At 39.5% G+C, this 18038-nt stretch carries 20 protein-coding genes and 1 pseudogene; 9 read left to right on the top strand and 12 right to left on the bottom strand.

Going from position 1 to position 18038, the window contains the following annotated elements; genetic code table 11:
* Nucleotides 1–143 precede the first annotated feature (143 nt).
* On the top strand, nucleotides 144–1019 hold the full coding sequence (locus tag AC0L13_RS16815; protein WP_473647085.1) for a LysR family transcriptional regulator: 876 nt from the start codon (nucleotides 144–146) through the stop codon (nucleotides 1017–1019).
* Between the two features lie 76 nt (nucleotides 1020–1095).
* Here AC0L13_RS16815 and AC0L13_RS16820 read toward each other — a convergent pair whose 3' ends face one another.
* The 4 genes and pseudogenes from AC0L13_RS16820 to AC0L13_RS16835 all read right to left on the bottom strand — a co-directional run.
* Nucleotides 1096–1599: a PadR family transcriptional regulator gene (locus tag AC0L13_RS16820; protein ID WP_473641628.1), complete on the bottom strand. Its 504-nt coding sequence runs from the start codon at nucleotides 1597–1599 to the stop codon at nucleotides 1096–1098.
* A 4-nt stretch (nucleotides 1600–1603) separates the two neighbouring features.
* Complete coding sequence (locus tag AC0L13_RS16825) at nucleotides 1604–4069, bottom strand: FtsX-like permease family protein (protein WP_473641630.1); 2466 nt, start codon at nucleotides 4067–4069, stop codon at nucleotides 1604–1606.
* Entirely contained in the window at nucleotides 4038–4757 is a 720-nt protein-coding gene (locus tag AC0L13_RS16830) for an ABC transporter ATP-binding protein (RefSeq protein WP_473641632.1), read from the bottom strand. Before AC0L13_RS16830 ends, AC0L13_RS16825 begins: the two co-directional genes overlap by 32 nt.
* Before the next feature lie 176 nt (nucleotides 4758–4933).
* A pseudogene (locus AC0L13_RS16835) lies at nucleotides 4934–5071 on the bottom strand (winged helix-turn-helix domain-containing protein); the annotation flags it as partial.
* An 84-nt stretch (nucleotides 5072–5155) separates the two neighbouring features.
* Here AC0L13_RS16835 and AC0L13_RS16840 point away from each other — a divergent pair.
* Nucleotides 5156–6388 (top strand): MFS transporter, encoded by a 1233-nt coding sequence (locus AC0L13_RS16840; protein ID WP_473641634.1) that lies wholly within the window; start codon nucleotides 5156–5158, stop codon nucleotides 6386–6388.
* Nucleotides 6389–6393: 5 nt separating this feature from the next.
* Here the strand turns inward: AC0L13_RS16840 and AC0L13_RS16845 are convergent, their stop codons facing one another.
* A complete protein-coding gene (locus AC0L13_RS16845) occupies nucleotides 6394–7287 on the bottom strand; it encodes an AraC family transcriptional regulator (RefSeq protein WP_473641636.1) in 894 nt (297 codons plus the stop codon).
* A 178-nt stretch (nucleotides 7288–7465) separates the two neighbouring features.
* Here AC0L13_RS16845 and AC0L13_RS16850 point away from each other — a divergent pair, with 178 nt between their 5' ends.
* Together AC0L13_RS16850 and AC0L13_RS16855 are read left to right on the top strand one after the other, a co-directional pair.
* Entirely contained in the window at nucleotides 7466–8623 is a 1158-nt protein-coding gene (locus AC0L13_RS16850; protein ID WP_473641638.1) for a beta-propeller fold lactonase family protein, read from the top strand.
* A gap of 49 nt (nucleotides 8624–8672) precedes the next feature.
* On the top strand, nucleotides 8673–8816 hold the full coding sequence (locus AC0L13_RS16855) for a hypothetical protein (protein ID WP_473641640.1): 144 nt from the start codon (nucleotides 8673–8675) through the stop codon (nucleotides 8814–8816).
* A gap of 306 nt (nucleotides 8817–9122) precedes the next feature.
* Here the strand turns inward: AC0L13_RS16855 and AC0L13_RS16860 are convergent, their stop codons facing one another.
* Together AC0L13_RS16860 and AC0L13_RS16865 are read right to left on the bottom strand one after the other, a co-directional pair.
* Nucleotides 9123–10364, bottom strand: a complete 1242-nt coding sequence (locus tag AC0L13_RS16860; protein ID WP_473641642.1) for an IS4 family transposase — start codon at nucleotides 10362–10364, stop codon at nucleotides 9123–9125.
* Between the two features lie 295 nt (nucleotides 10365–10659).
* Nucleotides 10660–11067: a DUF1259 domain-containing protein gene (locus AC0L13_RS16865; protein WP_473641644.1), complete on the bottom strand. Its 408-nt coding sequence runs from the start codon at nucleotides 11065–11067 to the stop codon at nucleotides 10660–10662.
* Between the two features lie 195 nt (nucleotides 11068–11262).
* Between AC0L13_RS16865 and AC0L13_RS16870 the strand changes: the two genes are divergently transcribed.
* On the top strand, nucleotides 11263–11523 hold the full coding sequence (locus AC0L13_RS16870; protein ID WP_473641646.1) for a translation initiation factor 2: 261 nt from the start codon (nucleotides 11263–11265) through the stop codon (nucleotides 11521–11523).
* A 289-nt stretch (nucleotides 11524–11812) separates the two neighbouring features.
* Here AC0L13_RS16870 and AC0L13_RS16875 read toward each other — a convergent pair whose 3' ends face one another.
* The 5 genes from AC0L13_RS16875 to AC0L13_RS16895 form a co-directional block, all read right to left on the bottom strand.
* Nucleotides 11813–12553, bottom strand: coding sequence for a hypothetical protein (locus tag AC0L13_RS16875; RefSeq protein WP_473641648.1), 741 nt, complete (start codon nucleotides 12551–12553; stop codon nucleotides 11813–11815).
* Nucleotides 12553–13044, bottom strand: a complete 492-nt coding sequence (locus AC0L13_RS16880; RefSeq protein WP_473641650.1) for an RNA polymerase sigma factor — start codon at nucleotides 13042–13044, stop codon at nucleotides 12553–12555. Before AC0L13_RS16880 ends, AC0L13_RS16875 begins: the two co-directional genes overlap by 1 nt.
* A 190-nt stretch (nucleotides 13045–13234) precedes the next feature.
* The gene (locus tag AC0L13_RS16885) at nucleotides 13235–13480 is read right to left on the bottom strand and encodes a hypothetical protein (protein ID WP_473641652.1); all 246 of its coding nucleotides are present in this window, start codon (nucleotides 13478–13480) and stop codon (nucleotides 13235–13237) included.
* Nucleotides 13481–13602: 122 nt separating this feature from the next.
* Complete coding sequence (locus AC0L13_RS16890) at nucleotides 13603–14241, bottom strand: FusB/FusC family EF-G-binding protein (RefSeq protein ID WP_473641654.1); 639 nt, start codon at nucleotides 14239–14241, stop codon at nucleotides 13603–13605.
* Nucleotides 14242–14643: 402 nt separating this feature from the next.
* The gene (locus AC0L13_RS16895; protein ID WP_473647088.1) at nucleotides 14644–15171 is read right to left on the bottom strand and encodes a nucleoside deaminase; all 528 of its coding nucleotides are present in this window, start codon (nucleotides 15169–15171) and stop codon (nucleotides 14644–14646) included.
* A 117-nt stretch (nucleotides 15172–15288) separates the two neighbouring features.
* Between AC0L13_RS16895 and AC0L13_RS16900 the strand changes: the two genes are divergently transcribed.
* The 4 genes from AC0L13_RS16900 (at nucleotide 15289) to AC0L13_RS16915 (ending at nucleotide 18018) form a co-directional block, all read left to right on the top strand.
* Entirely contained in the window at nucleotides 15289–16146 is an 858-nt protein-coding gene (locus tag AC0L13_RS16900) for a hypothetical protein (protein WP_473641656.1), read from the top strand.
* 247 nt (nucleotides 16147–16393) lie between these two features.
* On the top strand, nucleotides 16394–16846 hold the full coding sequence (locus tag AC0L13_RS16905; RefSeq protein ID WP_473641658.1) for a MarR family winged helix-turn-helix transcriptional regulator: 453 nt from the start codon (nucleotides 16394–16396) through the stop codon (nucleotides 16844–16846).
* 24 nt (nucleotides 16847–16870) lie between these two features.
* The gene (paiA, locus tag AC0L13_RS16910) at nucleotides 16871–17386 is read left to right on the top strand and encodes a spermidine/spermine N(1)-acetyltransferase (protein WP_473641660.1); all 516 of its coding nucleotides are present in this window, start codon (nucleotides 16871–16873) and stop codon (nucleotides 17384–17386) included.
* Between the two features lie 23 nt (nucleotides 17387–17409).
* Nucleotides 17410–18018, top strand: a complete 609-nt coding sequence (locus AC0L13_RS16915) for an FMN-binding negative transcriptional regulator (RefSeq protein ID WP_473641662.1) — start codon at nucleotides 17410–17412, stop codon at nucleotides 18016–18018.
* Nucleotides 18019–18038 lie beyond the last annotated feature (20 nt).

Raw genomic sequence — 18038 nt, forward strand, 5'->3', positions numbered from 1 at the left:
AAACTCATACATATCACTTTCAGCTTCAAAATAGTCTGCACCTCCTTTATATCCATGTTATCATTAGGTTATTTATATGAAAAATATTAATAAAATTGGTTCTACTAACGTTTTGCATATACCTTATGGAAGGGTTGTTAATGATGGATATTCGGCAACTGCGCTATTTCATTGCGATTGTAGAAGAAAGGAAGATTTCTGCTGCTGCTAAAAGACTTCATATGTCCCAACCCCCATTAAGCCAGCAATTGAAAGCGATGGAGAAGGAGCTCGGTTCAAAATTAGTCGAGCGAAGTGGAAAGTATTTGGAAGTGACAGAGGCAGGGAATGCTCTATACAAAAATGCTTTAGAAATAACTCAATTGTTGGAGGAAACGAAAACAGAAGTAATGGAAGTCGGTAAAGGCGTAAATGGAAGGCTCACGATGGGAGTCAACACCTTTTCTGTTCGCGGACTGCCTGAGGTTCTTGAGCAATTTCAAAAACAATTCCCGAAGATTACGTATAAAATTCAACAAAATGAATCCTCACATCTTTGTCAATTAGTCAGGGACCGAATTGTGGAATTAGCAATTATCCGCTTGCCACTACCATTGGACGACTTTTCTGTGCTTCATCTATGTAATGAGCCATTTTATTTCATTACATCTAAGGAACATCCATCGTTTAATGAAGAAATATCACTTACTGATATTCAACAGTATCCTCTCCTATTTCCAAGTACAGAGGGATTAGGTGTGCATTATTTGATTCTAGAGGCGTTTTCCCGATTCAAGCTACAGCCTAATATTGTTGGGGAGTGTTCTGATATTAGCCTTTTGATGGATCTCGTTTCAGCTGATTATGCAGCATCTATCGTTCCAGAAACCTTACTTTATCGATTTCGAGGATATCCGATAAATGCTTATCGAATATCAAGCACAACCGAGTTGACTGGATCAGTCGGATTAATATGGCTCAAAGATCATAGCTTGTCCAAGGCTGCTCAAAACTTTATAGAGATGATTCAAACTGTATAATGGTCGCCTCTTTATTAAATGAACTGCATTAAAAAACCCAATTTCTCCTTAATAAATCGAGAAATTGGGTTAAGTTTCAACGGTTCCGGTTTACGACTTGGTTGATCCAGTTTAAATCTGCGTCTAAATGGAATAACATGCCGGTGGTCAATAAATATTTCGTTTCGTCCCCCTCCAATAGAAATTCCGTTTTTAATTGGGTCAATTCCATCACTTCTTGAATGATTAACGTTTTCTGTTGCTCCAGCATCCGCTGTTCTTCATGAAACTGAATTTTTCGAGCACAACTCCATTTAAAGAAGAAATCCTCTTTTGTTGTGTTGTAAGGCACCGGCTCCAACAGCCACTTTTCCAATTCTCCCTTGCCTTTTAGCTCCAATTCGTATAACTTTCTCTCCTGATGATCTATTCCCGCCGAAGAGACAAGCTGATCGCGAATAAGACGATCCAAAGTCGTATAGATTTGACCCGGATTGATTTTTCCTTTCGTGCCAAGCAGGGAATCCAATTCTAACTTCAATTCATACCCATGATTTTTTTGCTTGTATAATAACGTTAAAATACCGTACTTGACTGACAATTTATCAACCTTCTTTGAGTAATGTTTGGATATCCATTTTACTTGCACTCTTACTGGAAATCCAGGCTGCGGCCAAGCTTAGCAAAACCCCTGCGACTATTGCTAGCAACATGTCACTATATGGCAGCTGGAAAGATAGAAACCCGTCCATCAGCTGTGATTTGCTTGTCAAAAAGATTAATAGGATACCTGTTGCCAGTCCTCCCACCACTCCTGCCAGTCCAATGAGCATGCCTTCTGCCAATATCATATTCCGTATCTGCTGTTTCGTAAACCCGAGAGCCCGCATCGTTCCAAGCTCCGATACGCGTTCCAACGTATTCATCAACAATGTATTTGCTGTACCGATACTAGCTAACCCGACGACGAGGACCAACATGACAACGAGAAGCTCGTTCATTCCCGAAATTGCGGAGCTTGTCGACTGTATTTCCTCCTCAACTGTTTCTACCTTGGAAAGGTGGCTACTAAAATCAGTCCATAATTGATCCCGTATTGTATCATACGACTCCTTATCTACGGACAGCAGCAAATCAAAACTGTTTGTCCATCCGAATACATCATTCATGACGAGAGCATCCATAAAAGCAACATAACCGGCATAATGCGATGTTTTCCCAACACCGATCACTTCAAAAGACTGTTTTCCGTTCGGGGTATTCAAGACAATACTTTCGCCAATTGTACCTCCCCACTCAGCAAAAGCTCGTTCGCCAAGCAGGACGGAAGGATTTTGCCGTAAACGATTAGTAATGTCCTTTTCCTGTTCGTGAGTATATATCGCAGGGCCGTTTTCCCGTACCGCCAGAACGGAGAATTGCCTCATTTGCCCTTCAATCGTTCCCCATGTAATAGGAGTTGCCTCAGCTAATGTTTCAACATTTGTCACGCCACCATACGAAAGTATTTTTTCCATATCTTCAGCTGACCAAGGCGCCTCTGATTTGACTCTCATATTTCCGCCATAAGTGCTTCTAATATCATTATCGATTCCTCTTGGTGCTGATTCTACTACAGCGCTTAACAACAAAATAACTGCTATACCAATGGCTAGGATCGCCGCTGTATTTCCATTTCGGTTTAATTGTTGCGTAACATTACGGGACGCCAATGTACCGGGATACTTATAAAAGGTAACAAACACCGGTTTCATGAGTGTACTGAGACCCTTTAACAGGTACGGGAATAAAAGGATGGCTCCTGCGATAATCGCTGCATAGGAAACAGGGTGATCGATTATTGTTCCCAGTAAAAGGAGCGCGACGCCGAAGAACGCTTTTACATAATGCCGTTTCGATGTGGAAGTCGTACGTTCTGCCATCTTCATTGTCAATAAGATTGAAGTCTTTCCCGCATAATAGATTGGGAAGAGAGAAAATACAATCGGAAATAACAAACCGATGAGAACACCTATCAAGGAAGGCATTTCCCAATTCAATGTATAAACCATATCGAATTCAAATACTCCGAGAAGAGCTTTCATGAACAGATCTCCAAGCCAAATTCCAAGTGGTACGCCAATCGCAGTACCGATAAATGCCAATAGCGTCATTTCAATCAATACAAGCTTGGAAACGGAAGATTGCGTATAACCGAGACTTTTCATGATAGCGAATTCTTTTTTTCTTTCAATCACACTTGTGTAGATCATGTTAAAAACGATAAACCCACTTATGAAAATGGATAAACCGGCGATTAAATAGAAAAACGTGTAAAGCCCACCGATATCATTGCTCTGTAAGTCATCCGCAACGACCGGTTCAATATATGCGCTCGTTCCTTGGAAGTTTTGCTGGAAAGTGTTAAAAAGTTCCTCTCCATCCCCTTCCACTTGAAATCGCATATAAGAGATTTCTTCCTGTTTTCCTGTCCATTCTCTGAGTAATGAAAGAGGAGCCATTACACGAAAACTAGTCGATTCAGCCCGTTCCCAATTGGAGGGACTTGCTAGTAGTTGGGTGTACTCGACGATGGCGGAAATTTTTGCTTCCCCCATTCCGGTAAACTGAATTGTATCTCCGACACCCTTACCTAAAAGGTCTGCGACCGGTTCTGGGACGACGAGTCCTTCATTATCCAACTTACCTTCAATGACCGGAAGTGTTAGTAGAGGACTGCTTTGATCGCTCACCCCTGTAATTCGCACTGCCCTTTGACTGAGGGACCGATCATCCGCAAGCTCGAAGAAAGCTTGCTTATCAAGCGCAAGCAATGAGTTTGACACAATGGGTTCACGGAGGATAGGTGAAATCAGATCTTCAGGGAATGTATAGTCATCACTTAAAACCCAATAATCCGCATTCGCCACATACATTTGCTCATAGTAATCAAACACATCATCCGTCGTTTTATCGGCAATTAACATGGACGTTACAAAAGCCGTTCCTAAAACCATCGCAAGTAAAGTGAAGAATAACCTTTTTTTGTTTTGCGTCATGTTACGCCATGAAATTCGCCAAATACTTAGCATAGTCACTATCCTCCCTAGAGATAACTTGATCGATGATTCCATCTTTAAAGAGAATGATGCGATCCGCAAATCCAGCCGCAAAAATATCATGAGTAACCATTACAATCGTTTGTTTGTTTTTACGATGAAAAGTGGACAGCAAAACGAGGATTTCCTCTGCCCTGGCTCGATCCAAATTCCCTGTCGGTTCATCAGCCAATAAAACGGTTGGGTGGTTCGCTAACGCTCGTGCAATCGCGACACGTTGCTGTTGGCCTCCACTTAAAAGATTCGCACGCTTGCCATTCAATCCTTCTAATCCAACAGATCGGGTTAACTCATGGATCCATTCAATGTTTTCTGGCGTTAGTTTTCCGTCTGCATGAAGGGGAAACGCTATATTTTCTTCGACCGTCAAGTTGGGAAGCAATTGATAATTTTGAAATACGAAGCCCAGTTTCTTTCTTCGGAAAACTGTTCGTTCCCTTTCCTTCATGTCATGTATTGGTGCATGATCGATTTCAATTTCTCCATCAGTCGGTACATCGAGACCTCCAAGCAATTGGAGCAACGTGCTTTTTCCGGAGCCACTTGGTCCCATGATCGCTACGAATTCTCCCTCTTCAATATGTAAATTTACACCCTTTAACACTTGTGTTGACTCTTGCCCATTCAAAAATTCTTTTTGTAGATTGCTAACTTTAATCATATGAATTCCTCCCATTCTCGATTTATTATATACTAAGTATATAGTTTGTCAAAGAGAAATAGTTGTATATCGCTAAAATTCATTAATTAATAAGTTGGAACAACAATAAAAAAACCCGATAAAATCATATACTAAGTACATAGTTTCATCGGATCTAAATATGCTTTTGACAAATTTCAATTATTATTAAATCGATATCCAGAACCCCAGATCGTTTCTAGAAATACTGGGTTTTTCGGATCGAATTCTATCTTTTCTCGCAGTCGTTTAATGTGAACAACAACAGTTGATGTATCACCAAATAAATCCAAGCCATTCTCCTTCAAATACTCAAAACCGCAAATTTGGAACAGATGCCGGGATGTCCTTTCCCTATAATCAAGTGGAGGGGGAAGATTATGAGGACATTCAACAAGAAAGATCCATATGTAGTTTACTTGTTCACTTGCTTTTTATCGCAACTGTTTTTCACTTTTATCTTTACGGTGAATTTGCTGTACCATGTACAAGTTGTGAAGCTCGATCCGCTTCAGCTCGTTTTGGTCGGGACCGTTTTGGAGCTGACAGTTTTTTTATTTGAAATTCCGACCGGCGTAGTGGCGGACGTCAAAAGCCGAAAGCTTTCACTCGTCATCGGCTATTTCTTAATCGGCTTCGGATTTATGATTGAAGGGATATTCCCTCTATTTGCGGCTGTCATCTTCTCTCAAATTGCATGGGGCATCGGTTATACGTTTACAAGTGGGGCCCAACAGGCTTGGATTGCAGATGAAATCGGGGAAGAACGGGCATCCCTCGCATTTATTAGGGGAGCAAAGTTTGGGAAGCTTGGCCAAATCATCGCCATTCCTCTTAGTATATTGACGGGCTATTTTATGATTAACTTACCGATCATCATAGGCGGCATTTGTATGCTTGGACTTGCCATTTACTTATGGTTTTTCATGAAAGAGGACAATTTCAAACCTTTGCGTACAGGCGAAAGAGTTTCGGCATGGAAAAGTATGAAAGGAAACATGAAGGAAATCGTTGTTTTTTCCAAAGCGAGTTTTGTCATGAGAATGCTGCTTCTAATTGCGTTGTTCATCGGATTGTATAGCGAAGGCTTTGACCGTTTATGGATGACGCATTTCATTGACGTATCTGCTTTAGCTTCATTAACGAATGAACAGTTAGTCCTCTTCATGGGCGGACTTCAATTCATTGTCGTCTTACTTTCCTTCACGGTTCTTCACTTTATTAACCGAAGTACGATCCATTTGAATTTAAGACATATTTACGTTGCCCTTTTCATAGGCAGTGCTCTTATAGTTGCTTCACTCATCGGCTTCGCATTCTCTGCTTTTGTCGTCAGTTTGCTACTGTTTTACGTCATGATCGAAGTGACAAGGCAAGTAATGTACCCGTTAGAAGACGTTTGGCTAAATAAAATCATCCCTGATTCCTCGACACGGGCGACCTTCTTTTCGGTAAAAGGCCAAGTCGACGCCATCGGCCAAATTGGCGGCGGTCCAATCATTGGAGTGATTGCGTCACGATTCGCAGTGAAAACTGCAATCATAGCAAGTGCTTGCTTCGTCATGCCAGTTTTGTATCTGTATACAGTCGTCTTAAAAAAAGACAAAGCGTGATCGAATTACGCTTTGTCTTTTTCTTTGATTGGCACATAAATTTCCATCGTGATTTTATCGTAAATCCAGTCATGGCAAAGTTCATCGTAATACTCGAAATCATGCCCTTGCTCATCGACTTCGTAGGAAGATTGAGGCAGCCAATCCTCCAATATGAATTTCCACGTGCCTTTGATTGCTGGGACGAACTTCTCCACATCTACTGGGGGAATTTTGAATACGGCATACGTTGCTGGTTTTATTTGCAGCTTCGTCAGACCTTCTGGTAGTTGGGCATCTTCTTGATCACAATCAACTGCAAATAAATACGTAAATGTATCATTCATTTCCCTATCATTCAGATTCACACAATATTCTCCGTGCTTTTCCGGGGATAGTTTTTCATACAACATCGTTTCGATTGCCTCTTCCGGCGCGATACGTTGATCCCAGAAAGCTGGGGCATCTCTCGTGTAAAACACGTTATCCATAGCACTTTCATAGGTTTTCCCGGCAATCGTAAAGCCTTCCTTCTGCATGATTTTCGGCTGCATGACGATGCCGCCGACTTCTTTTTCGCGCAAGTTCATTAAATCCAGTTTTGGTGGCAATGATTTTGGACAATGGAGCCGGTATAAGCTCGGAGGACTTCCAAACACTCGTTTAAACGCTTTCGTAAAACCGGAATGGGTTTCAAACCCATAATCAAGCGCAATATCAATCACTTTTTTACCGTTCACCAGCTCGAATAAAGCGTGCTGCAACTTCCTTTTCACGACATAATCCATAACGGTATAGCCGATATGCTGATGAAAGATCCGATAAAAATGGAAAGGAGAGTACCCGGTCATTTTCGCCAATTCTTCTGGTTTGATCTCTTCCTTTATATGTTCTTCGATCGTATCGATGACCTTTTGCAATAATTGTATCTGTTGAATCGAAAACGCCGCCTTTATGAATGTTTGTTTAAATTATATCGCAACAACTCTCATTACTCTTGTGAAGATATTTTCATTGCTTTTTTCTTTTATGAACACCTAACACTGTATTGATTTCAATACATACAATAGGACAAACAATTAATAAGAGGTGATAATATTGGGAATAAGACCAATAAATCCGGAAAGTATTTGTTTTGTAGACTTGCTGATGACACTTCAGGAATTAGAAGGCCAGTATATTTCGGTTAGGCTCTCGGGAAGTTGTGAAGTTTTACAAGGCCGTATATTCAGAGTAGACGAAGGAAGACTGATTCTCGTTGGTGTATTTGGTACACGCATCATTCCAATCTGTTCGATTAGTTCCATCGATTTTGGTCCGTTTGCGTATGTTACAAATTTATTTCAGAATACGGTCTCCGTCATTAATACCGCCACCAACACGGTCTTCGATTTGATCCCTGTTGGGGAGCTTCCCTTTGTTACCGCAATTACACCAGACGGTTCCCTTGCCTATACATCAAATACGTTCGATAGCACGGTTTCTGTTATCAATACTGCTACGAATAAGGTGCAGACTACCATTTCACTTGCTCCCGATGGATCAGGACCTGGTGGCATCGCTTTTACGCCGGACGGTACCCGAGCTTATGTAGCAAATGGTAACAACGACACTGTTTCTGTCATTAATACAGCAACGAATACCGTTCTAACTACCATTTCACTTGCTCCTGATGGAACCATTCCTTTTGGCATTGCCATCACACCGGACGGTACCCGCGCCTATACAACAAATCAAGGAAACGACACGGTTTCCGTCATTGATACTGCAACGAATACTGTTTTGACTACCATTTCGCTCGATCCAGATAATGAAGTAGAAGTAGCTCCTATTAAGATTGTTATCACTCCGGACAGTGCACGCGCCTATACATCAAATTTATTTACCAACTCAGTTTCTGTCATTGATACTGCAACGAATACGATTCTAACTACCATTCCTCTCGCTCCTGATGCATTCCCTTTTGGTATTGCTATCACGCCTGACGGTACCCGCGCCTATACGGCAAATAGCGGAAACGGCACGGTTTCTGTCATTAATACGACAACGAATACGATTCTAACCACCTTTCCTCTCGGTTCCGATCTAACTCCTATTAATATTGCTATCACGCCGGATGGTACCCGTGCCTATACAGCAAACGGCAATGATACGGTTTCCGTCATCAACACTGCTACGAATACGGTCTTCGGATCCCCTATTCAGGGTGTAGCGCTGGATCAAAAAGATATTGTAATTACACCCATTACGATTTAAATGAAATCGATTCCAATAAAGAATGATCAATCAAAGAGGGGTGATTCAAGTGAAAAAAGAAGACTTCATCGATTTGATTCAAAAAGAGTTGGAAGAAAATCCTGAAGTGAAGAGTATTGAGATTGCTAAAAAACATGGATTACCATTCATACTTATTGAATTGTTTAGAAGAAATATAGAAAAAATCAATTAGGAAAGATATAGAATCCAAGCGCCTAAAATCCAGGTGCCTGTGCAGCACACATTTATGACAATTCACTAGTATTTATTTAAATACAGAAAGAAGTCAACCGAATCTTGATGCTATTGACTTCTTCATTTATTTTATGCAATTGTAGTTAATAACCTGAATAGTGTGCTGCACAGACACCGACCACTAGCGTTGCATATATTCCATTAATAGTTTATAATTGAATAATTTTACAGTTCACTTGCTGGTGAAAAGTTTAAAAAGGGAACAGGGTTGTAATGACGATTCAGTTCCCTTTTTTTTACATATCTATTTAATTTCGTTTTTTGTTCTTCTAGCTTTACTTTTATTGATAAAATGCTCTTTGCTTATTGGACTGACAATCGCGAAATCTTCTCCATACCTCAATTCTTTTGGTTTGGGGTTAGGTACTTTCTGACGTCCTTTGCTCTTTTTCAACCTTCGGTTGAAGTCTCTTAAAAGTCTTTTTATAGGGTCAAAAAGGTATTGCTGCAACGTTCGCATGAATGTCCAGATTGTTTTGTGAGGTTGATGGGTCAGTCGCATGATTTCAGTTAACGCATAAGTGATTAACGAAATGAACATCTGGTTCCAGATACCTGTTGGAGATAAGCTGTACAGATGTTTCACCTTGATATGTTGTTTAAGCCATTTAAAGAAAAGTTCTACGTACCAACGGTTTTTATATGTTTCGAGGATTTCTTCCTCAGACAAGTCAAGACGGTTTGTAATTAAATGAAATGGTGTTCCCTCATCGTCTATGAACTCAATATACCGTACAGGTTCTTTGCGGGTCTTGATGGAGACCAGTTCATTCTTAATTACCTTTGGATGTGTTGGTGTGATGCTTTTCAATGTCTCCATGGTGAACGTCTTCCTTACACGCACAAGAAAGTGGATATTCCGAGCCATCCATCCGCCCATCTTTGTGTTTTGTGCATAACCGCGATCCATTACATACAGGGCTCCGTCAGCATCGATAATATGATTGACGGCGTCTGAATCTGCTATATTCCCTGTCGATGGAATCATCTTTTCGGGAAATATACTTGTGGCTGAGGCAACCACGACCCGTACGTGTAGTTTGATTCCGCAGGAATCTTTCGAAACAGCGGTCCAATTGAGAGCGTGGTTCGGTAACTTGACGTAGGTGCCGTCGATAATCTTGATGGAACCTACTTTCTCAATAATGCCCTTGGCATTGCCTTGCAAAGCACGATAGTGAACGGCCACTCTGCCTAAAAGATCGACTAGATCTGCGGTATTCAATTCTTTTAATCGACGACTCAGTTGAGAATGGCTAATGGATTCTACACCAATCTCCTTTTGGAAGTCCTCTTTTGAGCGAATGCCAATCTCGATATCTCTAAGCGTTTCCCACTTGCAGAGAAGGGCCATGATAAAAACTTTCACTACTGAGAGATCCGTGATTTTTTTTGCGTCATAGTTTCTTAGTGGACAATCCAAAAAGTTACTTGGCAAGTTTGAGAAGTATTGACGAAAGACTAAATTATGGTTTACACTTTTCATGAGCTTGCTCCTTTTGATAGTGTAGGGAACTGATTTAGTCGTCGTTCCTTACCTACATTAGGAGCTTTTTTGTTTTTATTCAAGAGCACTTTTCAATAAACTGCACTTTTTTACTTTTATTTCTTGCTATACAACGCTAATGGACACCGACATAGGCAAGGTTTTCGATCATGTCGATGACCTTTTGCAATAATTGTATCTGTTGAATCGAAAACGCCGCCTTTATGAATGTTTGGTCTATTATTCCTAATTATACGCGTTACGTGTCTTTGAACCAAATTCAAGTGTGGTACGCTTACTTTGAAACAGGGTAGCTGCTCAAATATCGGAAAGAATAAGCCAACTTTCTCGCAAAGTCGAGAGGCGGCTCGACGGATTGGATATGCATATACATGATCAATGGATTCGTGTAGAGCCAATGATTATGCAATGCACTAATGATCAGTCCTTGTTGCGTCAGAGATTGCATAAATGCCGGAATTTCTTCTTGGAGAACTGCAATTTCCATCAAGTTCAACGCCCGACCATTTTGATCAAGTGACTCAAACGACACATTAGCAGGCTTTACTGTGGCGCTCCCCTTCCCTTGAACTGTCGCGTGGAAAGCCCGATGAAGCGATACTGTACAAACCCCTTTGTCCACTTTGCTTTTGCCATTCAAAATATCGCCAAATTGCTTACAAAGATTGTCAACTTGAGCCATTGCCAATTCCTCCTTATATTTATATATTTTCCGGTATTTCTTTAGCCTACGAAATACGTTTCAAATATGTGCAGAGACGAGTGTTAAGTGGAAATAGGGCAATTAGATTTAATGTAACTGACCTTGATTACCCACATAGTGTTGTTAAGTGCTTCATATATATAAGAAAACTACTCTAATCGAGGATGTGAAGTAATGAAGAATGCAAATAGTAATCAATTTAGTCAAAACAATGATTCTGCAGAAACTTATGCAGCTAAACTTTCATTCATCGGAGCTGCACTTTCCACATTAGGTGATGGTTTACAAACAATAGCAGCAGGTATTACGCTACAGGAATTAGAAAATCAAAATAATAAAAGCCAATCAGACCAAACAAGTCAATTGGAGCTAATGCAAAAGCAAATTGATCACTTAACTAGAAAAATAGAAAGACTGGAGCGTAGAAATAAGTAAATCCCGGTGCCTGTGCAGCACACATTCATGACAATTCATTAAAGGTTATATAAATACATAAATAAGCTAACGTAGGATTGATAGGAAGGCCTTTTATAAATTACTTATGCAATTGCAGTGTATTGTCAGGATTGATTAGTCACCTGTGCAACAACCAATTATGACTATTCAAGAACTATATTAATACAAAGAGAAGCCAACCAGATGTTGATGTGGTTGACTTCTTTATTCATTTTATGCAATTGTAATTATAATCTGAATGGTGCACTGCACCGACACTATTTGTTCTTTATTTAAGCCTCAACGAAATAGCATTTGCTTCTTGCGTTATAACAATGTCTTGTTGTTCTGTGCTTCCATCTGTATATTTCACAAGTACGTTGATGATCACGTCGTCAACTATTACATTATTATCATCGTGAGGAATGGCAAGGGTATATTTATATTTATCCTGTTCATGATAGGCAACTGTGTACGTTCTTCCGATATTCCTCATCCCCTCATATACACCTGAGCCCGGCTCACTTATAACAAAACTTATCTTTTCTTCTCTTAACCATTCACTGCCTGGATGCTTTTTCGATGTAAATGTAACATCTTCTACAAACTTGCCTTGGCTCATTGTATACGTAATTGACTCTATCTGTTCTCCAGTTATTTTAAGCATAACATCTGTAAAGAATAATCCACCTCCATCACCGCCTATACTCGTAATACCCATTCTATCTTCAGTTGCTAATTCAATAGTAGCTTGTTCTGTTGTAATCGTTGTATTCAGCTGATGCGCATCATCACTCAATGCATAAGCAGTGATTGCAAAATTTGCAACTTGGAGCTCTCCATTTTTATTAAAATATGGAATGCCGATTATTATTGTCAATAGGATTGCCAATGCACTTACTACCGGAATCCATCTTTTATAATGTGCTTGTCCCGATTTTCTCTTTCCAATATTCTCTTTTACACGATCTTCCATAGTTTTTGACATTTCAATAGAAGTAACAGCATCTTTGATCTTTTCAAAGTCCATCAGTCATTCTCCTTTCGATATCTCTCACGAAGAAGCTCTCTTCCCCGTTGTAATCGCTTCTTCACAGCGGATACTGTAATGGTAAGGATTTTCGCTATTTCGTCTACTTTATAGCCCTCCACATAATAAAGCAGCAATACAATTTTATGTTTAGTTGGCAATTTCATAAGATGATCGAGCAAACCATAGTTCTCATCATCCTTGGAATATAGTTGCAAATCACTGATATCTATATGTTTGCGAATAAAATTGTACCTTCTCATATTCTTGCAGCGATTCGTGGCAATCGTAATCAACCATGCTTTCTCATGCTCTGAATCTTTGAAAGTCGGAGATTTCGTTAGATACGTAATAAAAGTATCTTGCACGACATCTTCCGCATCTTTCTCATTGGATAACATAACGAGACAGATCCTAAACAGCATATTTCCGTATGTATCAACGATTCGCTCTACATCTAGTTCGGCCGACCAAACTGCTTGTTGCAACATCCCCTAACCCCCCTTTCACTACTAACACACTTGAAGATGCTAATTGGTGACTTTAAAAAAACAATATGTATCACTTTCATTTCAGTGCAAGAAAAAGCGCTGCCATAGCAATCCACGATTGCTATGGCAGAAAGACCAGCTACTATTGCTAATTATTTATTGGCTTTTCCAGTTTTCCGGTTTGGACTTATCACTCTACACCAGAAAAAGACTGCTGTTTTTCCCAATCAGCATCACCAATTTTCATCCAATACTCCCCTTTTTGTTTATCGAAGATGATAAAGTAATCGGATGCTATTGTGATGAAATCATATCTAATTTGTTCGTTTTCACTCTCTACATCGTCGGTTAGCAATGATCGAGAAATCAGCCAAGCACCTATAACAATACATATCCCCAAGAACACAATAGAAAATGACTGTAAATATTTACTCATTATCTTTCCTCCCCCTTATACAAGTAATTTCTCCATTTCCTTCATAAGTTCCTCTTAATACGTTTGCTTTATCTATATATGCAAAAAAAACCAACCGAGGACCGGTTGGCTTATTCATTACCTTATTTAATGTTATCAACAAACTCATATAGTTTATCCAACGACCATACATGATGGTTGCAGTCATCGACATCTTGGCAAATGTAATTCCCTTTTTTCGTGTACGTGCCTGGAATTCCACCTTTTGTTTTTGTCATGAACATACAGACGTGCGTCAAACGGTTGCAAATTGCGCATATTTGCTTGACGTTCATTTCATCGTAAGTACCCGAAAGACCGATCATGCCTTTTCGACTCGGCGTGATAATATATCTCTTTTTCGTTCCAATATCATCAAAACTTAAAAAGGACATTTTCTTGTAGTCCAAGCCTTCTGTCGGCAGCTTCATTTTTTTTACTTTTGGGAATAGCTTTTTCAGCCTTTGCTCCGAAGGTTTAGTGAACGGAATGACGTAAGATTCCAAGTCCAATAAGAATTGTTCGGCCTCTTCTTTATCCGTAATCTCTACAATTTTATTGAGGATTTCTTTTTGCTCGTCAGTTACGTCCGTAAACAAATCCGTCACTTTTTCAATTGAAAGTGATTCAATTGCGCCAATGACATGTTTATCATTCACTGTTGCGTGGCCATTCACGAGTTGTTGTACTTGTCTTTTAATGAAATTATATTGATCGTTTCTTAGAAATTGTTCATTCTTCATTTCTGTTAGCTCCTTTGTTTTTTATTGCGTAAACAAAGCGCAAAACCTTCAATTCAGAAATGGAAATCTTCCTATAGGCGACTAAACGTCCATTCGCCCCATGCAAAGAATCGCCTTTTCCTCATTCGGCTTTGCATGAGTTTTGTTAGAAGCTGGCAATGCCATTTGATTTGCCATCTTCACATCACCTCCCGATATATAGCCCTATCGGTGCTACGTCAATTATCATACTGCTTTCTGTTTTTCTTGACAAGAATTTTTGCCGTACTCACACTTCTGAGGATAGTTATAATGGATCTGATTTCCTCTCCAATATTCCGAGAAAGTTCTTTTTTTTATACTCCTTTATCCTCGAAATAACACTCTAGAAGATGAAGGTGAAATCGAGGGGAGGTCACATCGTTACTTACTCAAAGAGGTTGCTGCACTACTTGCGCTACGCAAATTGGCTACGTGGTTGGAGCTATTCTCCCATTGGCGCATAAGCTCGATTTGCCTATTTTTGAGTTCTATATCCGGCTCCGCAATCATTTCGATTTTATTAAACTTGGCTTCAAAAATAGCAGCATCCTTCATCTTTTGAAAACCGCCAAATCCTAAGTCATCATTCAGCAACCAGACTACTCTTTGGATTTTCGCAAACAGAATTCCGCCTGTGCACATCGGACACGGTTCCAATGAACTGTATAATGTAAACGATTTATGATGTATTTTCGCATCAAAGATCGCCTCTCCCGCATTGCGAATCACTTCAATTTCCGCATGCGCCGTAGCGTCTTTATATGTATGTACTCGATTTCGACCCTTGGCAATGACGTTGAATTGATCATCCACGAGAATGGCTCCTACAGGATATGTATTTTCGTGCAGCGCCTGCTCTGCCTCTTCCAACGTCATTTGCAGAAATGCTTTATCTACGTCTGTAATCATCATCGATCGACTCCTTTTGACATAACTTCTACGCTTGGGCTAGCAATTCCTGCCTAATTTTAAATCCAATTGAATCTTCCTAGTATGTCGTCACGTAAAAGAATGAGAGGTGAGTAGATGAGAAGGATATTCGGCATTATACTAATCATATTCAGCCTGTTCATTGCTCTAGGTGGTATCGTCACGTTAGAAGAGGACTTCGCAGCATCGCTGTTCGGCATTTTTGTTATTAGCTTGCCGATTTATGCGATCGGACAAATTGTGAGGACTAATTTGACGAAGGCGAAGAAAAACGGACTTCGATGGATGTGGGCGTATATCTATTGTGTTGTCATCATTCCTGCCCTCTTGCTTTCCTATGAAGGATACGAAGATTTGAAGGAACAGACATTTTCCAACAGTCATTTTTTGTTATTCGAAACGACTGCGAATAATAATTTAGGTGGCCATTCTATCGGTTTCATCCTCGTTTTATTATTGTTGTTCGCCTTCCCTTTTTATGAAACAACACGGAAGATTAAAAGTGTAATCGCGATTGCTGCAGTTGTTGTCGTGGGTGTGTATGCGAGTTATCAGTATATGATGTGGGCTGACTATCGTGGTGTGCATGAAGTCGACGGACTTGTGACTCACCACTGGAACGGCAAGGAACAGATTGTACCGTACGAAGATATCGTCGAGATTGTCGTCCAGCCGTACGTGAAATATGCCTCGATTAGCGACCCGACGGATGAAACGTACTTTGCATGGAGATTGATCCTTATTACCGAATACGAAGAGCAAATTACATACCGGCTCTGGCTCGATGACGACAGTCTGGCGAAAGGAAACCGAATTAAAGAATTAGCGCGCGCTAACAATATCCCCTTCGGTGTCATCCCAATGACCGAAAAACAACGGGAAGAATTCGATTTCCAATTGCAATTGAATGAACTCGATAAAAAACCGTATTATTTATTCTTCGAGGTTGAGTGACTTAATCCGGTGTCTTTGCAGCACACACTTATGACATTTCAATTGAAATCATATAAATACAGGAAGAAGCCAACTAAATCAACGTTTAGTTGGCTTCTTTCAATTATTAATGCAATTGTAGTGCATTGCCAGGGAATAGTGTGGCTGTACAGGTACCATAAAAAGAGTTTCTTTACACTTGAATTATTGTTGCAAATGCAATAAAATTGATTTGAGTGGAAAACAAAATAAATATAAGGAGTAAGTTATGAAGGAAATTCTTCGTGAAATTGGAATGATAGCAAGGGCATTAGATTCTATTAGTAATCTTGAATTTAAAGAATATGAACTTACGAAAGGACAGTATTTGTATCTGGTTAGAATATGTGAAAATCCAGGAATCATTCAAGAAAAGTTAGCTGAGATGATAAAAGTAGACCGAACAACAGCATCTCGCGCTATAAAAAAACTTGAAAGTAATGGCTTTATCGAAAAGAAAGATGATGAACATAACAAGAAAATTAAAAATCTCTTTCCAACAGAGAAAGGAAAGGACGTTTATCCATTTATCAAAAGAGAAAACGATCATTCTAACGAAATTGCTTTAAAGGGATTTTCGCAAAAAGAGGTAGAAGATATATATAATCTCCTTCAAAGAATGAGAATAAATGTTGAGAAAGACTGGGAGTTTGTCAAAAAAGGAAACAAGAGAGAATATTGATCGGATAAAGGAGTGATAAGCTACATGGCTGTAACCATCAAACAGTGTAATCTTGAGGATTTACATACACTTCAAGAGATTAGTTCTGAAACATTTAAGGAAACCTTTAAGGGACAAAATTCGCCCGAAAATATGGAAGCCTATTTGAACAAAGCATTTAACTTAAGCCAATTAAAAGAAGAAATATCCAATACTTCTTCACAATTCTATTTTGTTTATTTTAATAATGAAGTCGCTGGATACTTAAAGATAAATATAAATGATGCCCAATCTGAAGATATGGGGGATGAATCACTTGAAATCGAAAGAATTTATATTAAGAACGAATTCCAAGAGCAAGGGCTTGGCAAATATTTAATGAATATAGCTACCGAAGTTGCACTGCAACATAATAAAGAGAAAATCTGGCTAGGGGTATGGGAAGCGAATGAAAAAGCAGTTTCTTTTTATAAGAAATTGGGATTTATTCAAACTGGGTCCCACTCTTTTTGTATGGGGGATGAAGAACAAATAGATTATATAATGACCAAAACGCTTTAAAAAATTGCGGAAGGTGGATTGCTTTGTATATTCCTAAATATTATAAGGTCTCTTCTGTCGAAGAAGTTTGGGACTTTATTCAAGAAAACTCGTTCGGCATCATTGTCACGACGGAAAATGGGAAACCTATTGCAACTCATTTGCCATTGCAGTTAAAAAAAGACGGAGATGCTTTCTATATAACGGGGCATATGGCTTATGTGAACCCACAATGGAAAAAGTTTGAAGGTGATAATGTCCTTGTCATATTTCAAGGAGCACACGCTTATATTTCGTCCTCTTGGTATAACCATGAAAATGTACCAACTTGGAATTACCAAGCAGTCCATGTATACGGAACAGCTTCTGTGATGAGTGAGGAAGAATTGGAAAAAGATCTTATATTGTTATTACAAAAATACGAGCATCATCGAGAGAATGCAGTTTTGTGGGAAACTCTTTCTTCCCAAACGAAAAAACAAATAAAAGGTATTGTTGGATTTAAAATTAATATACAAGAAGTTCAAGCTGCCTATAAATTAAGCCAAAATAGAAATGATGAAGACTACAACAACATTATCAATAAGTTGAATGAGGAAGATGATCTTAATTCTCGTCAAATGGCGGATGTGATGAAGAACAGGAAGTCATAGCATCCCACAGCTCACGCCTG

This window comes from Sporosarcina sp. QA0331 (genome assembly GCF_055808055.1).

Coding starts and splice junctions, on each gene's coding strand:
- AC0L13_RS16815 (WP_473647085.1), top strand. CDS start 144: ATGGATATTCGGCAACTGCGCTATTTCATTGCGATTGTAGAAGAAAGG.
- AC0L13_RS16825 (WP_473641630.1), bottom strand. CDS start 4,069: ATGCTAAGTATTTGGCGAATTTCATGGCGTAACATGACGCAAAACAAA.
- AC0L13_RS16830 (WP_473641632.1), bottom strand. CDS start 4,757: ATGATTAAAGTTAGCAATCTACAAAAAGAATTTTTGAATGGGCAAGAG.
- AC0L13_RS16840 (WP_473641634.1), top strand. CDS start 5,156: ATGAGGACATTCAACAAGAAAGATCCATATGTAGTTTACTTGTTCACT.
- AC0L13_RS16860 (WP_473641642.1), bottom strand. CDS start 10,364: ATGAAAAGTGTAAACCATAATTTAGTCTTTCGTCAATACTTCTCAAAC.
- AC0L13_RS16865 (WP_473641644.1), bottom strand. CDS start 11,067: ATGGCTCAAGTTGACAATCTTTGTAAGCAATTTGGCGATATTTTGAAT.
- AC0L13_RS16870 (WP_473641646.1), top strand. CDS start 11,263: ATGAAGAATGCAAATAGTAATCAATTTAGTCAAAACAATGATTCTGCA.
- AC0L13_RS16875 (WP_473641648.1), bottom strand. CDS start 12,553: ATGGACTTTGAAAAGATCAAAGATGCTGTTACTTCTATTGAAATGTCA.
- AC0L13_RS16880 (WP_473641650.1), bottom strand. CDS start 13,044: ATGTTGCAACAAGCAGTTTGGTCGGCCGAACTAGATGTAGAGCGAATC.
- AC0L13_RS16885 (WP_473641652.1), bottom strand. CDS start 13,480: ATGAGTAAATATTTACAGTCATTTTCTATTGTGTTCTTGGGGATATGT.
- AC0L13_RS16890 (WP_473641654.1), bottom strand. CDS start 14,241: ATGAAGAATGAACAATTTCTAAGAAACGATCAATATAATTTCATTAAA.
- AC0L13_RS16895 (WP_473647088.1), bottom strand. CDS start 15,171: ATGATTACAGACGTAGATAAAGCATTTCTGCAAATGACGTTGGAAGAG.
- AC0L13_RS16900 (WP_473641656.1), top strand. CDS start 15,289: ATGAGAAGGATATTCGGCATTATACTAATCATATTCAGCCTGTTCATT.
- AC0L13_RS16905 (WP_473641658.1), top strand. CDS start 16,394: ATGAAGGAAATTCTTCGTGAAATTGGAATGATAGCAAGGGCATTAGAT.
- paiA (WP_473641660.1), top strand. CDS start 16,871: ATGGCTGTAACCATCAAACAGTGTAATCTTGAGGATTTACATACACTT.